Below are 17,867 nucleotides of genomic sequence, written 5' to 3'. Positions count from 1 at the left end.
GCGAAACCCGAAAGCGTTGTGGTTCAGTACAAGTAGGGCCAGCCGGCCGAATCGCGAGCGAGCAGGTTGATGCCCAGCAACGACGTGCCGTTGTCCGCGTAGTAGTGGTAGGTCAGGACGTCGCCGTCGTTGTCCGCCAAGACGTCCTGGTGCCCGGGGCCGTGGACGCTGCCCTGGCCCGCGAGGATTTCGGTGCCACCGCCGGAGGTCATCGCGACGCCGTTGCGGTCGGCGTACGGGCCGGTGATGCTGCCGGAGCGGCCCACCATCACGCGGTAGGTGCTCGACGCGCCCCGGCAGCACAGGTCGAACGAGACGAACAGGTAGTAGTAGCTCCCGCGCTTGACGATGTTCGGCGCCTCGATCGCGCCGCCGCCCCGGCCGGCGATCGACCGCATCGTGCTGTCCGAGCGCAGACCGGTCGACGGGTTGAGCTCGACCAGCTTGACACCCGACCAGAACGAACCGAACGAAAGCCACCAGCGACCCTGGTCGTCCACCACCAAGTCGGGGTCGATGGCGTTGAAGTCGTCCGACGTGCGCGACTCGATCACCAGACCGCGATGGGTCCACGTTCCGGCGTTACCGCTGGTACTGGTGGCCAGGAAGATCGCCGACCGGTTCGACCCGAACGTCGAAGCCGCGTAGTACAGCCAGTACTGGCCGTTGCGGTAGGAGATGTCCGGCGCCCACAGGTTCCGGCTGCCACCGGTGTACGTGCTCGTCCACGAGGCACCGCCCGGAAACACCGAACCCGCAGTGCGGAACGCGGTCCGATCCGTCGACGTCTTCAGCGCGATGTCGTTCCCGGTGTGCGCCACCAGATAACTGCCGTCAGGCCGCTTGACCATGCTCGGGTCGTGCACGCCGATGTCACCGGTCACCCGGCCCGGCAACGGATAAGCAGCCGCCTCCGGCGCCACCACCACCGCGAGAGCCAGTGCCACCAGCAGTACCGAAAACCTCTTCATCGATGAGACCACGATGTCCTCGATTCCGAAGGAACGCGAGCAGAACTAGCACGATAACGCTCACCGGCAGCGTCGACAAGGCGTTTCTGTTATCGCTAACAGCGCATGTTCAAGCGATGATTCTTGAGATCGCCGTCCAACATCCTGTTGAACTGGGAACCTTCGAGACCGGCCCTGACCGGATTCGGTAGGCGGATCGCACAAACTGTTAGCGCTAACACGAAATCGGAACGCACTCGTACGACCGATCAGGCGAGTCGCACCGCGGTCCACGACACCGGGGCCAGGACGGTGCGCAGGGTGCCGCCGGTCAGCTCGGCGGGGTGGCGGCGGGGCACGACCCGGTCCGGGTGCGCCGCGGTGTTGGTCGCCGACGTGTCCGGGTCGTGCAGGGTCCAGGCCTCGGTCACCGACACCGCACCGGGCACGGCGACGGTCAGGTCCACCGGTTCGGTGCGGTGGCGGTTCACGGCGAACACCACCGTCTCCCCCGTCGCCGGGGCGTGGGTGGCGACCGCGTCGACGACCGGCACGTCGCCGTAGCGGGCCGTCCCGTACACCGGGGACGCGACCTCCGTGCGCAGCACCTGCCCGCGCGCGAGCCGGGCCGTCAGCGCGAACGGGTGGAACGTCGTCTGCCGCCACGCCGGGCCGCCGGGCTCCGTGCGGATGGGGGCGATCACGTTGACCAGCTGTGCCTGGCAGGCGGCCGCCACCCGGTCGCTGTGCCGCAGCAACGAGATCAGGAGGTTCCCGACGACGACGGCGTCGGCGACGTCATAGGTGTCCTCGATGAGGGGGGCCGCGGTACGCCACGCCGTGGGCGGGTCGGCCTGGAAACGCTGCTGGTACCAGACGTTCCACTCGTCGAAGGACACTCCGATGCGCTTGTCGCTCCTCAGCCGGGCGCCCACGGCGTCGGCCGTCGCGACGACGCTGTCGATGACGTGGTCCATGTCCACGGCCGAGGCGAGGAAGCTGTCGATGTCGCCGTCGAGCACCTCGTAGTAGACGTGGCACGAGATGTGGTCGACCTGGTCGTAGGCCAGCTCGAGCACGGTCGACTCCCACGCGCCGAACGTCGGCATGCCCGAGTTCGAGCTGCCGCACGCGATCAGTTCGAGCTCCGGCTCGGCCTGCCGCAACGCCCGGGCCGTCTCCGCCGCCAGCCGGCCGTACTCGTGCGCGGTCTTGTGGCCCGTCTGCCATGGACCGTCCAGCTCGTTGCCGAGGCACCACAGCCGTACGCCGTGCGGTTCCGGCGTGCCGTTCGCCCGCCGCAGGTCGGACAGGTGCGTGCCGCCCGGGTGGTTGAGGTACTCGTGCACGTCGAGGGCCTCCGCGACGCCGCGGGTGCCGAGGTTCACCGCGTACATGATCTCCGCGCCGGCCTTGCCCGCCCAGCGGGCGAACTCGTCGATGCCGACCTCGTTGGTCTCGATGCCGCGCCACGCGAGGTCGCGGCGCACCGGGCGGTCCGGGCCGACGCCGTCCTCCCACCGGTACCCGGACACGAAGTTCCCGCCCGGGTACCGGACGACCGTGACCCCCAGCTCCCGGGTCAGGGCGAGCACGTCGCCGCGGAACCCGTCCTCGTCGGCGGTCGGGTGCCCCGGCTCGTGGATCCCGGTGTGGACGCACCGCCCCAGGTGCTCGACGAACGAGCCGAACGTGCGGCGGCGCACCGGCGCGACGACGAAGTCGGGGCTGAGGGCGATGGCGGCACTGAGCACAGGTCTCCTATCGCAGTGCGCCGGCTCCGGCGCCGCTGCGCCAGAACCGTTGCAGGAAGACGAAAGCGATGACGAGCGGCACGATCGCCAGCAGCGAGCCGGTGACCACGAGGTTGAACAGCACGCGCGTGCCGGCCTCCTGCTGGGCGGTGTTGAACCAGGTGGTCAACCCGACCGTCAGCGGGAAGAGGTCGGCATCGCTCAGCATCACGAGCGGCAGGAAGTAGTTGTTCCAGGTGGACACGAGCGTGAACAGGAAGACCGTGACCAGGGCCGGCCGGATCATCGGCACCGCGACCTGCCAGAAGATCCGCCACTCGCTCGCCCGGTCGAGGCGCGCCGCGTCGAGCAGGTCCGCCGGCACGCTCTCGGCCACGTACACCCGCACCAGGTAGGTGCCGAACGGGCTGAGCAGCGACGGCAGGATCACCGCTCCCATCGTGTTGACGATGCCGAGATGGGACAGGATCAGGTAGGTCGGCAGCACCAGCGCCGTGGCGGGCACCATGATCATGCCGAGCAGCGCGGTTTCGAAGAACCGCTTGCCCCAAAAGGAAAAGCGGGCGAGGCCGTAGCCCGCCAACGCTGCGAGCAGCGTCGCGCCTGCCGCGCTCACACCCGAGTACACCGCGGTGTTGACGAGCCAGTGGCCGTAGACACCGTCGTCCTCGCGGAACAGTTGCGCGAGGTTGTCGAACAGGTTGAAGCCGTCGAACCACAGGGCCGGGCTGGACAGCAGGCCGGACTGGCTCTTGGTCGCGGCGATCGCGACCCACAGCAGCGGGACGAGGAAGTACAGCATGCCCGCCGCCATGAGCAGGTGCGGTACCCGCGTCTTCGGTGCCACGGGCGACCTCATGACCGCCTCCGCTTCCTCGTCAGCAGCACGAACGCGTACGCGGCGACGAACACGACGAAGCCGAGCGCGAAGGAGATCGCGGCCGAGTAGTGGAAGTCGGAGTAGGCGAACGCCTGGTTGTAGGCGTAAAGGTTCGGGGTGTAGCCGGCGGAGATCTGCGGTGCAAACCGGGACATCACGTAGGGTTCGACGAAGAACTGCATGGTGCCGATGACCGTGAAGATCGCGGCGAGCCCGATCGCCTGCCCGATCGCGGGCACCTTGATCCGCACCGCGATCTGCACCTGGGACGCGCCGTCGATCAGCGCCGCCTCGTACATCTCCCTCGGCACGCCCTGCAGCGCCGAGTACAGGACGATCATGTTGTAGCCGGTCCACGCCCACGTCACGATGTTGCCGAGCGACAGGAGCAGCAGGTCCGTCGAGAAGAAGTCGACCGGCTCGCCGCCCACCACCGCCGGCAGGCCGGCGAACGGGCCGAACGTCTTGCTGTAGAGGAACCCCCACATGAGCGCGCCGAGGACGGCGGGCACCGCGTAGGGCATGAACGCGATGAGCCGGAACGCGATCGCGAACCTCGTGGTGACCGCGTCGAGCGTGAGCGCCCCGGCGAGCGCGATCCCGAGCATGACCGGGATCTGCACCGCGCCGAACACGACCACGCGGCCGGCGCCGTCCAGCAGCACCGGGTCGGTGAAGGCCCGGGTGTAGTTGGCGAACCCGGTGAAGCGTTCGCCGAGCGCGAGGCTCTTGCTGGACAGGCTGAGCCAGAACGCGTATCCGAGCGGCACGACCAGGAACGCCACCACCACGAGGAAGAACGGGAGGACGAACAACGCTCCGGTGAGCGGACGGCTGGTCGTTCGGTTGCGCCGCACGGGGTCTCCTCGCCTACCGGCCGACCGTGAAGCCCTGTTTCCGCGCGTAGTCCACGACGTTGTTTTGGGTCGCGCTGAGCACCGTGTCCCACTTCCGTTTCCCCGAGACGGCTTCCGCGCACCGGTCGAGCAGGTCGCCGAACACGAAGTCCTGGAACGGGGTGTAATCGAAGTCGCCCAGCTTCTCCGACACCGGCACGAAGATCTCGTTCACCTTCTGGCCGCCGAAGAAGCCGTACGCCTTGCCGGTGAACGCCGGGTCGGCCGCGACGTCCTTGACCAGCGGGTAGAGGAACTCCTTGTTGAGGCCGATGTCCCAGGCCTGCTTCGACTTGCCGAACAGCTCGCGCGCCACCACGGTGGCCGCCTGGGGGTTCTTCGCTTGCTTGGTGACCGTGAACGTCGAGCCGCCCCAGTCGCCTTGGGCGTCCTCGCCCTTGGTCCACTGCGGCATCGGTGCGACCGCCCACTTGCCCGCGGTGTTCTTCAGCGAACCCGCGACGTAGCCGGGGGTCCACCCCGCGGCCGCCCACGTCCAGTACTTGCCGGAGTCGAGCGCCGCGGCGGCGTCGGCGGTGAAGAAGGGGTCGGTCGCCATGAGGCCCCGCTGGACGAGGTCGCCGTAGAACTCGACGACCTTCTCGCAGGCCGGGTTGGTCAGATCGATCTTCACCTGGTCCCGCGCTTTGGCCATCGAGTAGCCGTAGGGGCGGCACCCCGCTTGCCACATCAGGCCGTTGAGCCAGCCGCCGTCGCTGCCGAAGCTCGCGATGAACGCGGTGGGGTCGGCCGCCTTCATCTTCTCCGCGGCGGCCGCGTACTCGGCCCACGTGGTCGGCACCGGGATCGCGTACTTCTCGAAGAGGTCCTTGCGGTACATCAGCGCCATCGGCCCGCCGTCGACCGGGATGGCGTAGACCTTGTCGCCGTCGGTCGACTGCTGCCAGGCCCAGTCGGCGTACAAGCTCCTGTCCTCGCCGGCGCCGTACTGGGCCATGTCGACGAGCGCGTCGAGGATGAGGAACGTGGGGATCTGCTGGAACTCCACCATCGCGACGTCCGGAGCTCCGGTGCCGGCCGTGAAGGCCGTCTTCAGCTTGGCGTACTGGTCGGGACCGGTGCCGACGTTCGTCCAGTCGACCTGGATGTCCTTGTGGGTGGCGTTGAACGCCTCGACCACGCTCTTGAACTCCGGGTACCACGCCCACACCGACACGTGCACGGGCCGGCCGGTGCCACCGCCGGTGCTGTCGCCGGAACCACCGCTGCACGACGCGACCGCCAGCAGCCCGCCGACGGCGAGCACGGAGACGACCTTGCGCAACCCGTTGAAGCCGAGCATGTGACAGCGCCTTTCCGCGGGCTCACGGCGGCGGTCATCGTCACGGAACGCGAACGTCCGGGGGCACGCCGAGCCGGGAGCAAAGGGCAGGGACCGAACGGTGGTGCGCGCCTCGGCCGGACGGGACTGACCCTGGCTGCCGCCGTGGCACCGGATTTTGCTGCGCTGCAAAATAGTATGAACGTCGGTTTGCCGCGCTGCAAGCCCTCGTTTCGACGACCGGCTCGGGATGTCGAGTTGTCGCTGGCCGGGACGGCCGTGCACACTTTCTCCAGGAGCGGGATCGTCCACCGAAGGAGCACGCCATGCGCGATGCCACCCTGCGTGACGTCGCGCTGCTCGCGGGGGTGTCCGCCAGGACGGTGTCGAACGTCGTGAACGGCTATGCCCGCGTGACGGAGCGGACCCGCGCGAAGGTCGAGCGGGCGCTCCTCGAGCTGAACTACCGGCCGAACGTGCTGGCCCGCAACCTCGCGCGCGGCCGGTCCGGGCAGATCGCGGTCGTCGTGCCCTACCTCGACACGCCGTACTTCGCCGAGCTGCTGCAGGCGATCATCCCGAGGGCGCGCGAGCACGGGTACAACGTCCTCATCGACCAGACCGACGGCGATGCCGCGCACGAACGGGAGCTGATCGGCCGCGGCGCCCGCGCGTTCCTGTTCGACGGGATGATCTTCTCGCCCCTCGGGCTCGCCCAGGAGGACCTCGTCGAGATCGACCCGGACCTGCCGCTGGTCGTCCTCGGGGAACGGGTGTCCAACGGCGTCTTCGACCACGTCGGCATCGACGACGTCGAGGCGTCGCGGGCCGCCACCGCGCACCTGATCGGCCTCGGCCGCAGGCGCATCGCGGCGATCGGCGACCAGCCCTACCCCACGGGCGAGGCCGCGCAGCTGCGCACCCGCGGCTACCGCCGGGCGCACGCGGACGCCGGCCTGCCCGTCGACGAGTCGCTGATCATCCCGACCCCGCGGTTCAACCGCGCCGACGGCTCGGGCGCCATGCGCGCGCTCCTCGCCCGCGACGACCCGCCGGACGCCGTCTTCTGCTACAGCGACCTCGTCGCCTTGGGGGCGCTGCACACCGCGCTGGAGCTCGGCCGCCGCGTACCGGAGGACATCGCGCTGATCGGCTACGACGACATCGAGGAGGGCCGCTACTCGAACCCCACGATCAGCACGATCTCCCCGGACAAGGTCGCGATCGCGGCGACCGCCGTCGAGCGGTTGCTGAGGCGCATCGGTGGCGCCGAGCCAATGCCCGGCATCGAGGTGCGCGCCGAACACCGGCTCATCGCGAGGGAAAGCACGGTCGGGAAGTCCTAGTTCTCCCCCATCAACACCAGATCCGCATTCCCGAAGAAATCACGAGCCGGGCGGCCGCAGTGGTCGCGCACCGCCGCTGAGCCGACCGCACCCGACCGACGCACCGCACCTCACGTCGCCTCGATGTTTCGTCACCGAAGCTCGGCAATGATCAGCGGTAAGCCGCCGGGCACCGGGCCGCCTCGAAGCCCGGAAAGAGTGATGAGCCGGCTGAGGGGTTTACGGGAATCGGAACGGGATATCCACCCGGCGGAGATCCGGTCGCCGGCGATGTGTCACCGGCGGCCGGATCCGCCTGTCAGCCGGCCCCCGGCATGGGCGAGACCTGCAGCACGAACAACGTCGTCCCCGAGCACTTCCACTCGCCTTCTCGCCACCGCCCGAAAAACTCGCCGGTGAGGCCGGCGCTCTGGCAGAGGTAGCGGCTCTGGAAGTCGTGCGTCCTCACCCAGGTGCCCGGCGGTGACAGCTGCTCCGCGGAGGCAGGCGGCGCGAGCGTCAGCGTTGCGGCGACAGCGGCCAAGGCGAGCAGCGAACCCGTCGACGTCTTCTTTCCCACGACAATTCTCCTTCTCGTGCTGAATGGATTTTCTTCGAAGGCCGCGGACCGAGACGGCGGCACCGGAGTTCCGCATGACGATCTCCCGTGGCGATCCGAATATGCCGCACCGATCCCCGCGCATTCAAGGAAAACCGCGGGGTTCACGTGAACGAGTGCAGGCGCACCACGGCCGCGGCTGCGTCGCCGCCCGGAATGGGTGATGTGACCGCGGAACCCGTTGCCCCGCCCGCGATCGGAGCTACGGTGATCGAGAGCCGCGGCCCGGCAGACCGGGATTTCCGCCCGGCGGCAACGCATTCCGCGACGGATCTGGCCGTTCCGGCCGCCCCCCAGCGGACGATCGCCATCGACATCGAGGAGCCCCTTTGTCCCAGCGAGAAACCACCTTGACCGTCGTCGATCTCCACAAGTCGTACGGCCACCGCCAGGTGCTGCGCGGGGCGCGGTTCGAGCTGCGCGAAGGTGAGCTGCTCGGCATCATCGGCGAGAACGGCGCGGGGAAGAGCACGCTGCTCGGCCTGCTGGCCGGCGCGCTCAAGGCGGACCGCGGGAAGATCTCGCGGCGCGGCGATCTCGGCTACTGCCCGCAGCGCATCGTCGTCAACGACGACCTCACCGTCGAACAGCACCTGCGGTACTTCCAGTGCGCCTACCACCTGGAGAGCCTGGACCGCGCCACCGAGCTGGTGGAGCGGCTGGGGCTGTCCCAGTACGCGGACACGAAGGCCGGGACGCTCAGCGGCGGGACGAAGCAGAAGCTGAACCTCACGCTCGCCCTCATGCACGACCCGCGGGTGGTGCTGATGGACGAGCCGTACCAGGGGTTCGACTGGGACAACTACCTCAACTTCTGGGCCATCACCACGGAACTGCGCGACCGCGGGTGCTCGGTGCTGGTGATCTCGCACATCGCCCACGACACCGAGCGGTTCGACCGGCTCCTGCGCCTGGAGGCGGGCCTGGTGGTGCCCGCCGAGCCCGTCGGCGTCCCGGCCGGCCGGGCGAAGTACCGGCAGGTCGCTTCGTGAAGTCGTGGACGAACCTGGCCTCCGGCGTCCGGGCCTGGCTCGACGACCTGGCCGTCGCGACGACCTGGCAGGCCGCGCTGCTCAAGGCGATCGCCTTCGAGGTGGCCCAGCACGCGCGCAACCGGCTGGCGCTGCTCCTGGTCGTGTTCTTCATCCCGTGCTGGCTCATGGTGGTGCACGGGGTGCTGCCGGCCCGGACGCTGGACTTCCACTCGGCCGTCGTGGACGGGGCCGTGACCGTCGCCGCCGACCAGCTGGCGCTGATCTCCGCGGCCATCAACGCGGTGACGCTCATCGTCGGCTTCATGATGTTCACCGCGGTGCGCCGGTCGAACGACTTCGACCAGCGGCTCGTGCTGGCCGGCTACTCCCGGCCCTGCCTGCTGCTGGCCAAGCTGGCCGCCCTGTTCCTCCTCGCCGCGGGGGTGTCGGCGTACGCGACGCTCGCGATGACGTTCTTCTGCGATCCCCACAGCGTCCCGGCGCTGGGCTTGAGCCTGTTCTCCAGCGGCCTGACCTACGGCGGCCTGGGCATCGTGCTCGGGCTCGCCCTCTCCACCGAGCTGGCGGGCATGTTCGTCATCATCATGACCAGCCTGGTCGACGTCATGGTGCAGAACCCCGTCATCAACCCGGCGGACGGCACCGGCGTCCTGCGCTACCTGCCCACCTACGGCGCGATGCAGAGCGGCGTGGCGGCGACGTTCACCGACCGCGGCTCGGTGGGCCACCTGCTGCTCGGGCCGTTGTGGTTCCTGGCCTTCGCGCTGCTCGCGCTGGCCGCCTTCCACCGGCGCACGAGGAACCGCGCCGAGCACACGGAACTGGTGCCCGCCGACGCGACCACGGCCGTGGTCACCCTGCGCAGCCGCCCCGACGGCTCGCTCGTCGTCGAGTCCCGCAGCGGCCCGGTGGTGCTCTGTTCGCACCTCGGCTGCGACGACCCCTGCCCGCCACCGCACCGCGCGGCCGCCAAGGCGCCGGCCAAGCGCGGCCCGGCGCGCCGGGCCGCCCCCGCGACCGCGACCGCGACCACCCACTGATCCACCGGAGAAGGGAACCGTCGTGAGCGAGCGGAAAGTGTGGGACGTCGTGGTCGTCGGCGCCGGTCCGGCCGGGGCGAGCGCCGCCAGGATCGCGGCCGAAGAAGACTGCCGGGTGCTCCTGCTGGAACGCGCGGCCATCCCGCGGTACAAGACCTGCGGCGGCGGCCTGATCGGGTGCTCGCAGGCGTACCTGCCGGCGGGGCTGGCCGTCGAGGTCCACGACGAGATCGACGCGGTCACCTTCGGGCTGGGCGGCCGCCGGGTGCGCACCCTGGACTCGGCCGGGAACGTACGGTGCAAGATGGTGTTCCGCGACGAACTGGACGCCGCCCTGACCGGGCTGGCCGCCAAGGCCGGCGCCACCGTGCGCGACCGGACGACGGTGGCGGGCATCGAGGACGGCGACGGCGTCGTCACCGTGCGGACCACGGCCGGCGAGCGCGTCCACGCCCGCGCGCTCGTGGGAGCGGACGGCAGTGCGAGCCGGATCGGCCGGCACGTCGGTGTGCGGTGCGAACAGGTGGACCTCGCGCTCGAGGTCGAAGTGCCCGTCGACCGGCCGACGGCGGCGCGGTGGCGCGGCCGCATGCTGATGGAGTGGGGACCGCTTCCGGGCTCTTTCGGCTGGGTCTTCCCCAAGGGCGACATCTGCACCGCGGGCGTGGTGGCGGCGAAAGGGCAGGGCGACGCCACCAAGGCCTACCTGCGCGACTTCCTCGGGCGCCACGGCCTCGGCCACCTGACGCCCCGGCACGACACGGGACACCTGACGCGGTGCCGCCACCCCGGCTCGCCGCTGGCCCGGAACCGGGCGTTGGTGGCCGGCGACGCCGCCGGGCTGTGCGACCCCTGGTCACGCGAAGGCATCTCCTTCGCCCTCCGATCCGGGATCTGGGCGGGGAAAGCGGCCACGGAGATCGCGCGGGCCGAAGACGAACCCGGCCTGCGGCGCGCGCGGGCGGGCTACACCGCCGTGGTGCACTCCACGCTCGAAGCGGAAATGCGGGCCTCCCGCCGGGTCATGAACGTGTTCACCCGCCGCCCCGGCCTGTTCCACGCGGCACTGACCGGCGTACCGCCGGTGTGGCGCGGGGTCGACTCCTACCTCGCCGGACGCACCACGATCCCCGAACTGCTCGGCACGCCCGCGGCCCGGGTGGCCCTGAAGGCCATCGACTTCCTGTTGTGAACTCCGGCCCGCGATGGCCGTCCTCTGACCCGAACGGAACGAAATGTCTGCTGTGACAACGGAAACCGGACGTCAGACTCCGGTGGCGATCATCGGGACGGCGACGCGGGCCCCCGGCGGGGTGCAGTCGGCGGAAGACCTGTGGCAGGTGCTCATGGACCGCCGTGACGTCGTGGCGGGTTCGGACCCCGGCTCGCGGTGGCCCGGCCACGAACGCGTGGTGCCCGCCGACCTCGCCGACGCGCGGGCCCTGCACAACGGCTCTTTCCTCGACGACATCGACCAGTTCGACCCTGGGTTCTTCGGGGTGCCGGCCGCCGAGGCTCCCAGCGTCGACCCGCAGCACCGGCTGCTGATGGAGGCCACCTGGGAGGCGTTGGAGGACGCCGGCGTGCCCCCGCGCTCGCTGGCCGGCTCGCGCACCGGCCTGTTCATCGGGATTTCCGGCGCCGACTACGCCAAGCGGTTCACCATCGCGAACTTCAACGTCTACCACGGCATTTCGGCGATCCCGTCGGGCGCGCCCGGGCGCATCTCCTACATCCTCGACGTCAACGGCCCTTCCCTGGCCGTGGACGGCGCCTGCGCCTCCTCGCTGATCGCGGTGCACCTGGCGTGCCGCTCCCTGCACCAAGGAGAAACCGACCTCGCGCTGGCGGGCGGGGTGACCGTGCAGCTGGAGTGGGGCGGGCTCGTCGGGTTCGCCCGCGCCGGCGCGCTGTCCTCGCTCGGGCGCTGCGCCGCCTTCGACGCGGGCGCGGACGGGTTCGTGCGCGGCGAGGGCTGCGGCGTGGTCGCCCTCAAGCGGCTGGACGACGCCCGGCGGGACGGCGACCGCGTGCTGGCCGTCATCGCCGGAACCGCGATCAACCACGCCGGGCGGATGCAGGGGATCACCCAGCCGTCGCGGTCCGCGCAGCGGGCGGTGGTGACGGAGGCGATGCACGCCGCCGGCGTCACCCCGGACGACATCGGCTACGTCGAAGCGCACGGCACCGGCACGCCCGTCGGCGACCCGATCGAGTTCGGTGCCCTGTCCGACGCCTACGGTTCGTCGAGCGCGCCGTGTGCGCTGGGCTCGCTCAAAACCAACATCGGGCACCCGGAAAGCGCGGCCGGCGTGCTCGGCCTCATCAAGGCGGCGCTGGCGGTCGAGCGCGGGGTCATCCCCGCCAACCTGCACTTCACCCGGTGGAACCCGGAAATCGACGCCGACGGCACGCGGTTCTTCGTCCCCACCGACACGACGCCCTGGGACGGCGGAGGCCGGCCCCGGCGCGCCGGCGTATCGGCCTTCGGGGTGACCGGGTCCAACGCGCACGCCATCGTGGAGCAGGCCCCGTCCGCTCCCGAGCCCGTCGTGGCGCCCGGCTCCGACCGGCCGCTCACGCACGCCTTGTCGGCGGCGTCGCCCCGCGGGCTGGCCGCGACCGCCGCCCGGCTCACCGGCCACGTCGAGGCCGCGTGCCCGCGGCCGGCCGACGTCGCGCACACCCTCGCCGTCCACCGCAGCCACCTCTCGACGCGCGCCTGCGTCGTCGCGACCGGCCAGGCGGAGCTCGTGGCCGGGCTGCGCGCACTGGCCGAGGACCGCGAGCACCCCGCCGTCGTCACCGGGCCGACCGGCGATCCCGGTGCCCCGGTGTGGGTGTTCTCCGGGCACGGCTCCCAGTGGGCGGGCATGGCGCGGGACCTGCTCGACCGCGACCCCGCGTTCACCCGCACGATCGACCGGCTGGACCCCGTCGCCGCCGAAGCCGGCGTGCCGGTGCGGCGGCTGCTGGAGTCCGGCGCGCACCTCGAGCGCATGGACGTCGTCCAGCCCGTGGTGTTCGCGGTGCAAACCGCGCTCGGCGAGATGTGGCGCGAACGCGGACTGCGCCCGGCCGCCGTCGTGGGGCACTCGATGGGCGAGGCGGCGGCCGCCGTGGCCGCGGGCATTCTTTCGCCCGAGGACGGGATGCGCATCACCCTCATCCGCTCCTCGCTGCTGCAGCGGGTGGCGGGCGGCTGCATGGCGGTCATCGCGCTGCCGGTGGAGCAGGTCGAATCCGAAATCGCCGGGCTGGACGGCGTTTCGGTGGCCGTGGTGACCGCGCCCGCGTCCACTGTGGTCGCCGGCGACGAGGACGTCGTGGCCGAGCTGCTGGCGGTTTGGGGCGGTCGCGGCGTGTTCTGCAAGCGGATCGCCGTGGTGGTCGCGGCGCACTCGCCGCAGGTCGAGCCGATCCTCACCGAGATCGCCGAGCGGACTTCGTGGCTGGCGGGAGCGCCGCCGGAGGTGCCGTTCTACTCGACCGCCGTCAGCCCCCGTGAGCCGATCGCCTTCGACGGGGCGTACTGGGCGCGGAACCTGCGTTCGCCGGTGCGGTTCGACCGGGCGTGCCGGGCCGTGCTCGAAGACGGGTACCGGGCGTTCCTCGAGATCTCCCCGCACCCCCTGCTGACGCAGGCGATCGAGGAGACGGCGGCCGCACTGGGCGCGCCGGTGACGGCGGTGCCGTCGCTGGTCCGCGACCAGGACGGCCCGGCGGCGCTGGGCCGAGCCGCGGCGGCGCTGCACGTGGCGGGCGTCCCGGTGGACCTCGACGCGGTCAACGGCGGCGGGCGCCGCACCACGCTGCCACCCACGGCGTTCGACCGGTCCCGGTACTGGCAGGAGCGGTCCCGCGGCTCGGCCGGCACGGCGGCCCACCTGTGGCTGGGTGAGCGCTCGGCCGTCCCCGACCCCGACGCCGAAGACCGCACCCGGCACGTGTGGCACGCCGACCTCGGCACCGAGCACCTCGACTGGCTCGGGCAGCACACGCTGCGCGGGACCCCGCTCGTGCCCGGCGCGGCCCACGTCGAGCTGCTGCTGGCCGCGGTCACCGACCTCGTGGACTGCGCCCCGGACCAGGTGCGCCTGACCGGGCTGCGGTTCGAACGGATGACGCCGTTGACCGCCGCGGTGCCGGTGCAGGTCACCGCGACCCGCGCCGGGACCCGGGTCGAGCTGGAGGTCGTGCAGCAGGGCGGCGGCGGGTGGGAGCGCCTCGCGGCGGCGCGGGCGATCCGCCGGGAAGGCCCGGTGGACGACCACGAGCCTCTGCGCGTGCCGGCGGACACCCGGCCGGCCGACGCCCTCTACGAGGCCTTCCGCCGGGTCGGCCTCGACACCGGTCCGGCGTTCCACTCCATCGCCGCCGTCGCCGGCGACGGCGTCACCCGCCTGCGCGTGCCCGAAGCCGCACCGATCCGGACGGGGGCGCCCCGCGTGCACCCGGTGCTGTTCGACGGCTGCGTCCTGTCGGTGGCCGCCTTGCTGGTGGCCGACGGCGAGGACGACGTCGACGCCCCGTGGGTGCCCACCGGGATCGGCGACGTCGAGCTGCCGGGCGAACCCGGCCGCATCACGTGGGTCCGGCCCGAAGTGCACCGCACCGGGCCGCACGCCGCGACGGGCCGGGCGGACCTCTACGACGAGGCCGGGACCTGGCTCGGCGCGCTGGAAGACGTCGAGCTGGTCCGCAACGCCGGCACCTCCGCCGACCGGGCGCTGCTGAACTCCCGGCTGTTCGAGATTTCCTGGCACCTCATGCCGCTGCCGGACGAGGCGGCCGCCCGGTTCGGCGAGTGGACCGTGGTCGCCGAGCCCGGGGACCGGGAAGGCACCGCGGACCGCGTCGCCGCGGCCCTCGCCGACCGCGGGGCGCGGGTCGTGCGCGCCGACGTCGACGCCTCGCTCGGCTCCGCCGCCACCGGTGTCGTGTGGTGCGCCACGGGCGTGCTGGACGACCTGGATCGGATCACGCGGGTGGCGTCGGTGCTACGGGCGCACGCCGAGCACCCCGCGCCGCCCCGGCTGTGGCTGGTCAGCGCCGGTGCGCGGCCGGTGCTCGACGGGGACCCGGTGCGGCCCGGGGTGTGCGCCCTGCGCGGGCTGCTGCGGGTGGCCGCGATCGAACAGCCCCAGTCCGCGGTGACCTGGGTCGACGGCGAAGGCGGCGACACCGGCGCGGCCGACATCGCCGCCGAACTGCTCGCGGCCACGCCGGAGACGGAGGTGGCCTGGCGGGCGGGCCTGCGATACGCGGCGAGGATGACGCGGGCCCCGCTGGCGCCCCGGCCGCCGCGCACGGCCGGCGAGGTGGACGTCGTCGCCGGCGAGGAAACGTACGTGCTCGAGCCGGATCCCGGTGGTGGCCTGGAACGGCTTCGGCTGGTCGCCACCGGCGAGCCGCGGCTCGAGCCGGGGCCGGGGCAACTGCTGCTGCGCCCCGAGGCGGCGACCGTGCACTTCCGCGACGTCCTGATCGCGCTCGGCATCTACCCCACCGACGACGGCACGCTGCCCGCCCTGGGCTCGGACGCCGCCGGGGTGGTGCTGGTGGCCGGCGACGGCGTGCACGGCTTCGTCCCCGGCGACCGCGTCGTCAGCGTGGTGCCGTCCGGGACCGGGACACTGGCGTCGGAGTGCCTCGTTTCGGCCGACCTGACAGTGCGCGTCCCGGACGCGGTCGAGCCGGTGGACATCGTTCCGTCCGTGCTCACCTACGTCACGGCCTGGCACGCGCTGCACGACCTCGCGCACGTGCGCGAAGGAGAGACCGTGCTGGTGCACTCCGCCGCGGGCGGCACCGGGCTGGCCGCCCTCGAAGTCGCCCGGTCGCTGGGCGCCACCGTCATCGCCACGGCCGGCACCGAGGCCAAGCGCCGGTACCTGCGCGAACACGGCGTCGAGCACGTGCTCGACTCGCGCACCCTCGACTTCGCCGAGCAGGTGCCGCTCCTGACCGCCGGGCGCGGCGTCGACGTCGTGCTCAACTCCCTGACCGGCCCGGCGATGCGGGCGTCACTGCGACTGCTCGCGCCCACCGGGCGGTTCGTCGAAATCGGCAAGCGCGACCTCTACGACGGCGCGCGCGTCGACCTCGGCGCCTTCCGCCACGGCATCACCTACGCCGCACTGGACCTCGTGCTGACCGCATCCGAGCAACCGGCGCTCTTCCGGGCCGCGCTGCAGCGGGTGATGGCCGAAATCCGGGCCGGCCGCCTGCCTTTGCTGCCCCGCACCGTCGTCCCGCTGCCCGAAGCGGTGACGGGGTTCAAGCAGCTGGCCTCCGGCGACCACATCGGACGGATCGCGCTCGCCTTTCCACCACCGGGACAACGCTTGCGCGTGCACGCCGCGGCCCGCGACACCGCGGTGCGCCCCGGCGGGGCGTACATCATCACGGGTGGCACGAAGGGCCTCGGCCTGGAAGCCGCCCGGTGGCTGGCACGCTCGGGTGCCGGGCGCGTCGTCCTCGGCGGCCGCGGCGAACCGGCTCCCGAAACCGCCTCGGTGCTGCGCGACCTCGCGGCCGCCGGGTGCGCGGTGGAGCTCGTCCGGGGTGACATCGCCGACCCGGACACCGCCCGCCGCCTGGTCACCGCGGCCGGGGCGGAGCTGCGGGGCGTCCTGCACACGGCCGTGGTGCTCGACGACACGCCCATCGCCGGGATCACCGCCCGGAAGTTCGACCGCGTGTGGCACCCCAAGGTGACGGGCTCGCTCAACCTCCACGAGGCCGTCCGCGGCCGCGCCCTGGATTGGTTCGCCGTGTTTTCTTCGATGACGGCGATGCTCGGCAACGCGGGCCAGGTGAACTACGCCGCCGCCGGCGCCTGGGTGGACGCTTTCGCCCGGTGGCGCCACGACCAGGGCCTGCCCACGTTGTCCGTCGACTGGGGCGCCTGGGGCGAGACCGGCCGGGCGACCCACTTCGCCACCCAGGGGTTCGACACCCTCTCCACCGCCGACGGTTTCGCCGCACTGGAAGAACTCCTGCGCCACCAACGGGTCAACACCGGCGTCTTCGACTACCAGCCGGATCTGCTGTTCCGGGCCTTCCCCCACGCCCGGTCGGCTCCCCTGCTGGCCGAGCTGGACAGCGGACCCGCCGCGGTCACGGAGGCCTCCCCCGCATCCCGGGTCCGAACCGAAAAGCCGGGGCCCGCGAGGACACAGTTGCTGTGCGAAGCGGTGGTCCGCGCCTTGGCGGCCTTGCTGGGAACCGAGCCGTCCGCCGTGCCCGCCCACGCGAAGTTCACCGAAGTCGGCTTGGATTCCCTGCTCGCGGTGGCGTTGACCCGAAAGCTCCGAAGCGACCTGGAGGTCACCCTGACCCCGGCGGAGCTCTGGGCGCATCCGTCCCCCGTGGAACTGGCCACCCACCTCGACTCGATTCTGGTCGAATGAGGTGAACCGCACCCCGCCCGTCCGGTCGCGTGCTCGTGGACGGGCGGGGTGCGTGCGGTGGCGGCGCCGCGGCAGTCGGCTTCACCCTCGTCGTCAACTGACCCGAGGCGACGCGATCATCTCGATCGCCACCGCATCGCCCGCCGCCGAAGTCGAAGGGCACCAGTTTGTCCACTGAGGACGGACTGAAGGCAGTGCCGTGATCCTGGCCGAAGTTCTTCTGCGCGCCCTCGACCCGGCCGACGGCACGGGCCGCTGGACCTACGACTCCGCCGCGGACGGCGGGCGCCCGAGAACGGGAGCACGGCCCGAGTGAACAGCGATCGTCCACCGCGGCGAAGGCTGACGCGCCTCGGCTACTTCTCCCTCGTTCCCCGAATCGTGTGGGTCCCGCGGCCCGCCGACCGGGAATAGTTGACTCGATGGGGGCAAGCTGGTTGTTCGGGCGCTGCGGGGTCCTCCTGGGCCGCCCACCCCAACGAGACCGAAACTACTCCGAGTAACTGGAACTTGAACAACTTTCGTGATCATCTTCCGGGAAACCCGGGATATATCCCGGAATTCGATCCACTACCAGGCGTCGTGATCACTGTCGGTATCAGGGTGCGAGTCGCCCCCCGTGATCATCGCGGTAGGTTTCGCGGCATCTCGAGGACCCCGACGAAGCGGCCTCGCCCATCCCATCAGCAGCGCGTGCCTCGAAGTGCGCGC

Annotated in this window: 11 protein-coding genes; 5 read left to right on the top strand and 6 right to left on the bottom strand. The window is 71.5% G+C overall.

All coding sequences use genetic code 11. The features are described 5' to 3' along the window. Positions 1-23: 23 nt before the first annotated feature. The 5 genes from AB0N03_RS29380 to AB0N03_RS29360 form a co-directional block, all read right to left on the bottom strand. On the bottom strand, positions 24-971 hold the full coding sequence (locus tag AB0N03_RS29380) for an arabinan endo-1,5-alpha-L-arabinosidase (protein ID WP_364378074.1): 948 nt from the start codon (positions 969-971) through the stop codon (positions 24-26). A 248-nt stretch (positions 972-1,219) separates the two neighbouring features. After that, on the bottom strand, positions 1,220-2,704 hold the full coding sequence (locus AB0N03_RS29375) for an alpha-N-arabinofuranosidase (RefSeq protein ID WP_364378072.1): 1,485 nt from the start codon (positions 2,702-2,704) through the stop codon (positions 1,220-1,222). Between the two features lie 7 nt (positions 2,705-2,711). Beyond that, on the bottom strand, positions 2,712-3,563 hold the full coding sequence (locus AB0N03_RS29370; protein WP_364378070.1) for a carbohydrate ABC transporter permease: 852 nt from the start codon (positions 3,561-3,563) through the stop codon (positions 2,712-2,714). Continuing rightward, a complete protein-coding gene (locus AB0N03_RS29365) occupies positions 3,560-4,441 on the bottom strand; it encodes a sugar ABC transporter permease (protein WP_364378068.1) in 882 nt (293 codons plus the stop codon). Before AB0N03_RS29365 ends, AB0N03_RS29370 begins: the two co-directional genes overlap by 4 nt. Before the next feature lie 13 nt (positions 4,442-4,454). Beyond that, positions 4,455-5,783, bottom strand: coding sequence for an extracellular solute-binding protein (locus AB0N03_RS29360; protein ID WP_364378066.1), 1,329 nt, complete (start codon positions 5,781-5,783; stop codon positions 4,455-4,457). 305 nt (positions 5,784-6,088) lie between these two features. Here AB0N03_RS29360 and AB0N03_RS29355 point away from each other — a divergent pair, with 305 nt between their 5' ends. Beyond that, entirely contained in the window at positions 6,089-7,108 is a 1,020-nt protein-coding gene (locus AB0N03_RS29355) for a LacI family DNA-binding transcriptional regulator (protein WP_364378064.1), read from the top strand. Positions 7,109-7,406: 298 nt separating this feature from the next. On the opposite strand, the gene AB0N03_RS29350 is transcribed toward AB0N03_RS29355, so the two are convergent. Beyond that, the gene (locus tag AB0N03_RS29350; protein WP_364378062.1) at positions 7,407-7,667 is read right to left on the bottom strand and encodes a hypothetical protein; all 261 of its coding nucleotides are present in this window, start codon (positions 7,665-7,667) and stop codon (positions 7,407-7,409) included. A gap of 368 nt (positions 7,668-8,035) precedes the next feature. Here AB0N03_RS29350 and AB0N03_RS29345 point away from each other — a divergent pair, with 368 nt between their 5' ends. Genes AB0N03_RS29345 through AB0N03_RS29330 form a run of 4 tightly spaced genes read left to right on the top strand, consistent with a single transcriptional unit; the run spans position 8,036 to position 17,156 of the window. Beyond that, entirely contained in the window at positions 8,036-8,698 is a 663-nt protein-coding gene (locus AB0N03_RS29345; protein ID WP_364378060.1) for an ABC transporter ATP-binding protein, read from the top strand. Beyond that, a complete protein-coding gene (locus AB0N03_RS29340; RefSeq protein WP_364378058.1) occupies positions 8,695-9,741 on the top strand; it encodes an ABC transporter permease in 1,047 nt (348 codons plus the stop codon). Before AB0N03_RS29345 ends, AB0N03_RS29340 begins: the two co-directional genes overlap by 4 nt. Positions 9,742-9,763: 22 nt before the next feature. After that, complete coding sequence (locus AB0N03_RS29335; protein WP_364378056.1) at positions 9,764-10,933, top strand: geranylgeranyl reductase family protein; 1,170 nt, start codon at positions 9,764-9,766, stop codon at positions 10,931-10,933. A gap of 43 nt (positions 10,934-10,976) precedes the next feature. Beyond that, positions 10,977-17,156 (top strand): SDR family NAD(P)-dependent oxidoreductase, encoded by a 6,180-nt coding sequence (locus AB0N03_RS29330; RefSeq protein ID WP_364378054.1) that lies wholly within the window; start codon positions 10,977-10,979, stop codon positions 17,154-17,156. Positions 17,157-17,867: the final 711 nt, after the last annotated feature.

This window comes from Amycolatopsis sp. NPDC051061 (genome assembly GCF_040682935.1).
Taxonomy (GTDB): domain Bacteria; phylum Actinomycetota; class Actinomycetes; order Mycobacteriales; family Pseudonocardiaceae; genus Amycolatopsis.
The sequence above is the reverse complement of the archived record's forward strand: the minus strand, read 5'-3'. Positions and strand labels throughout refer to the sequence as shown.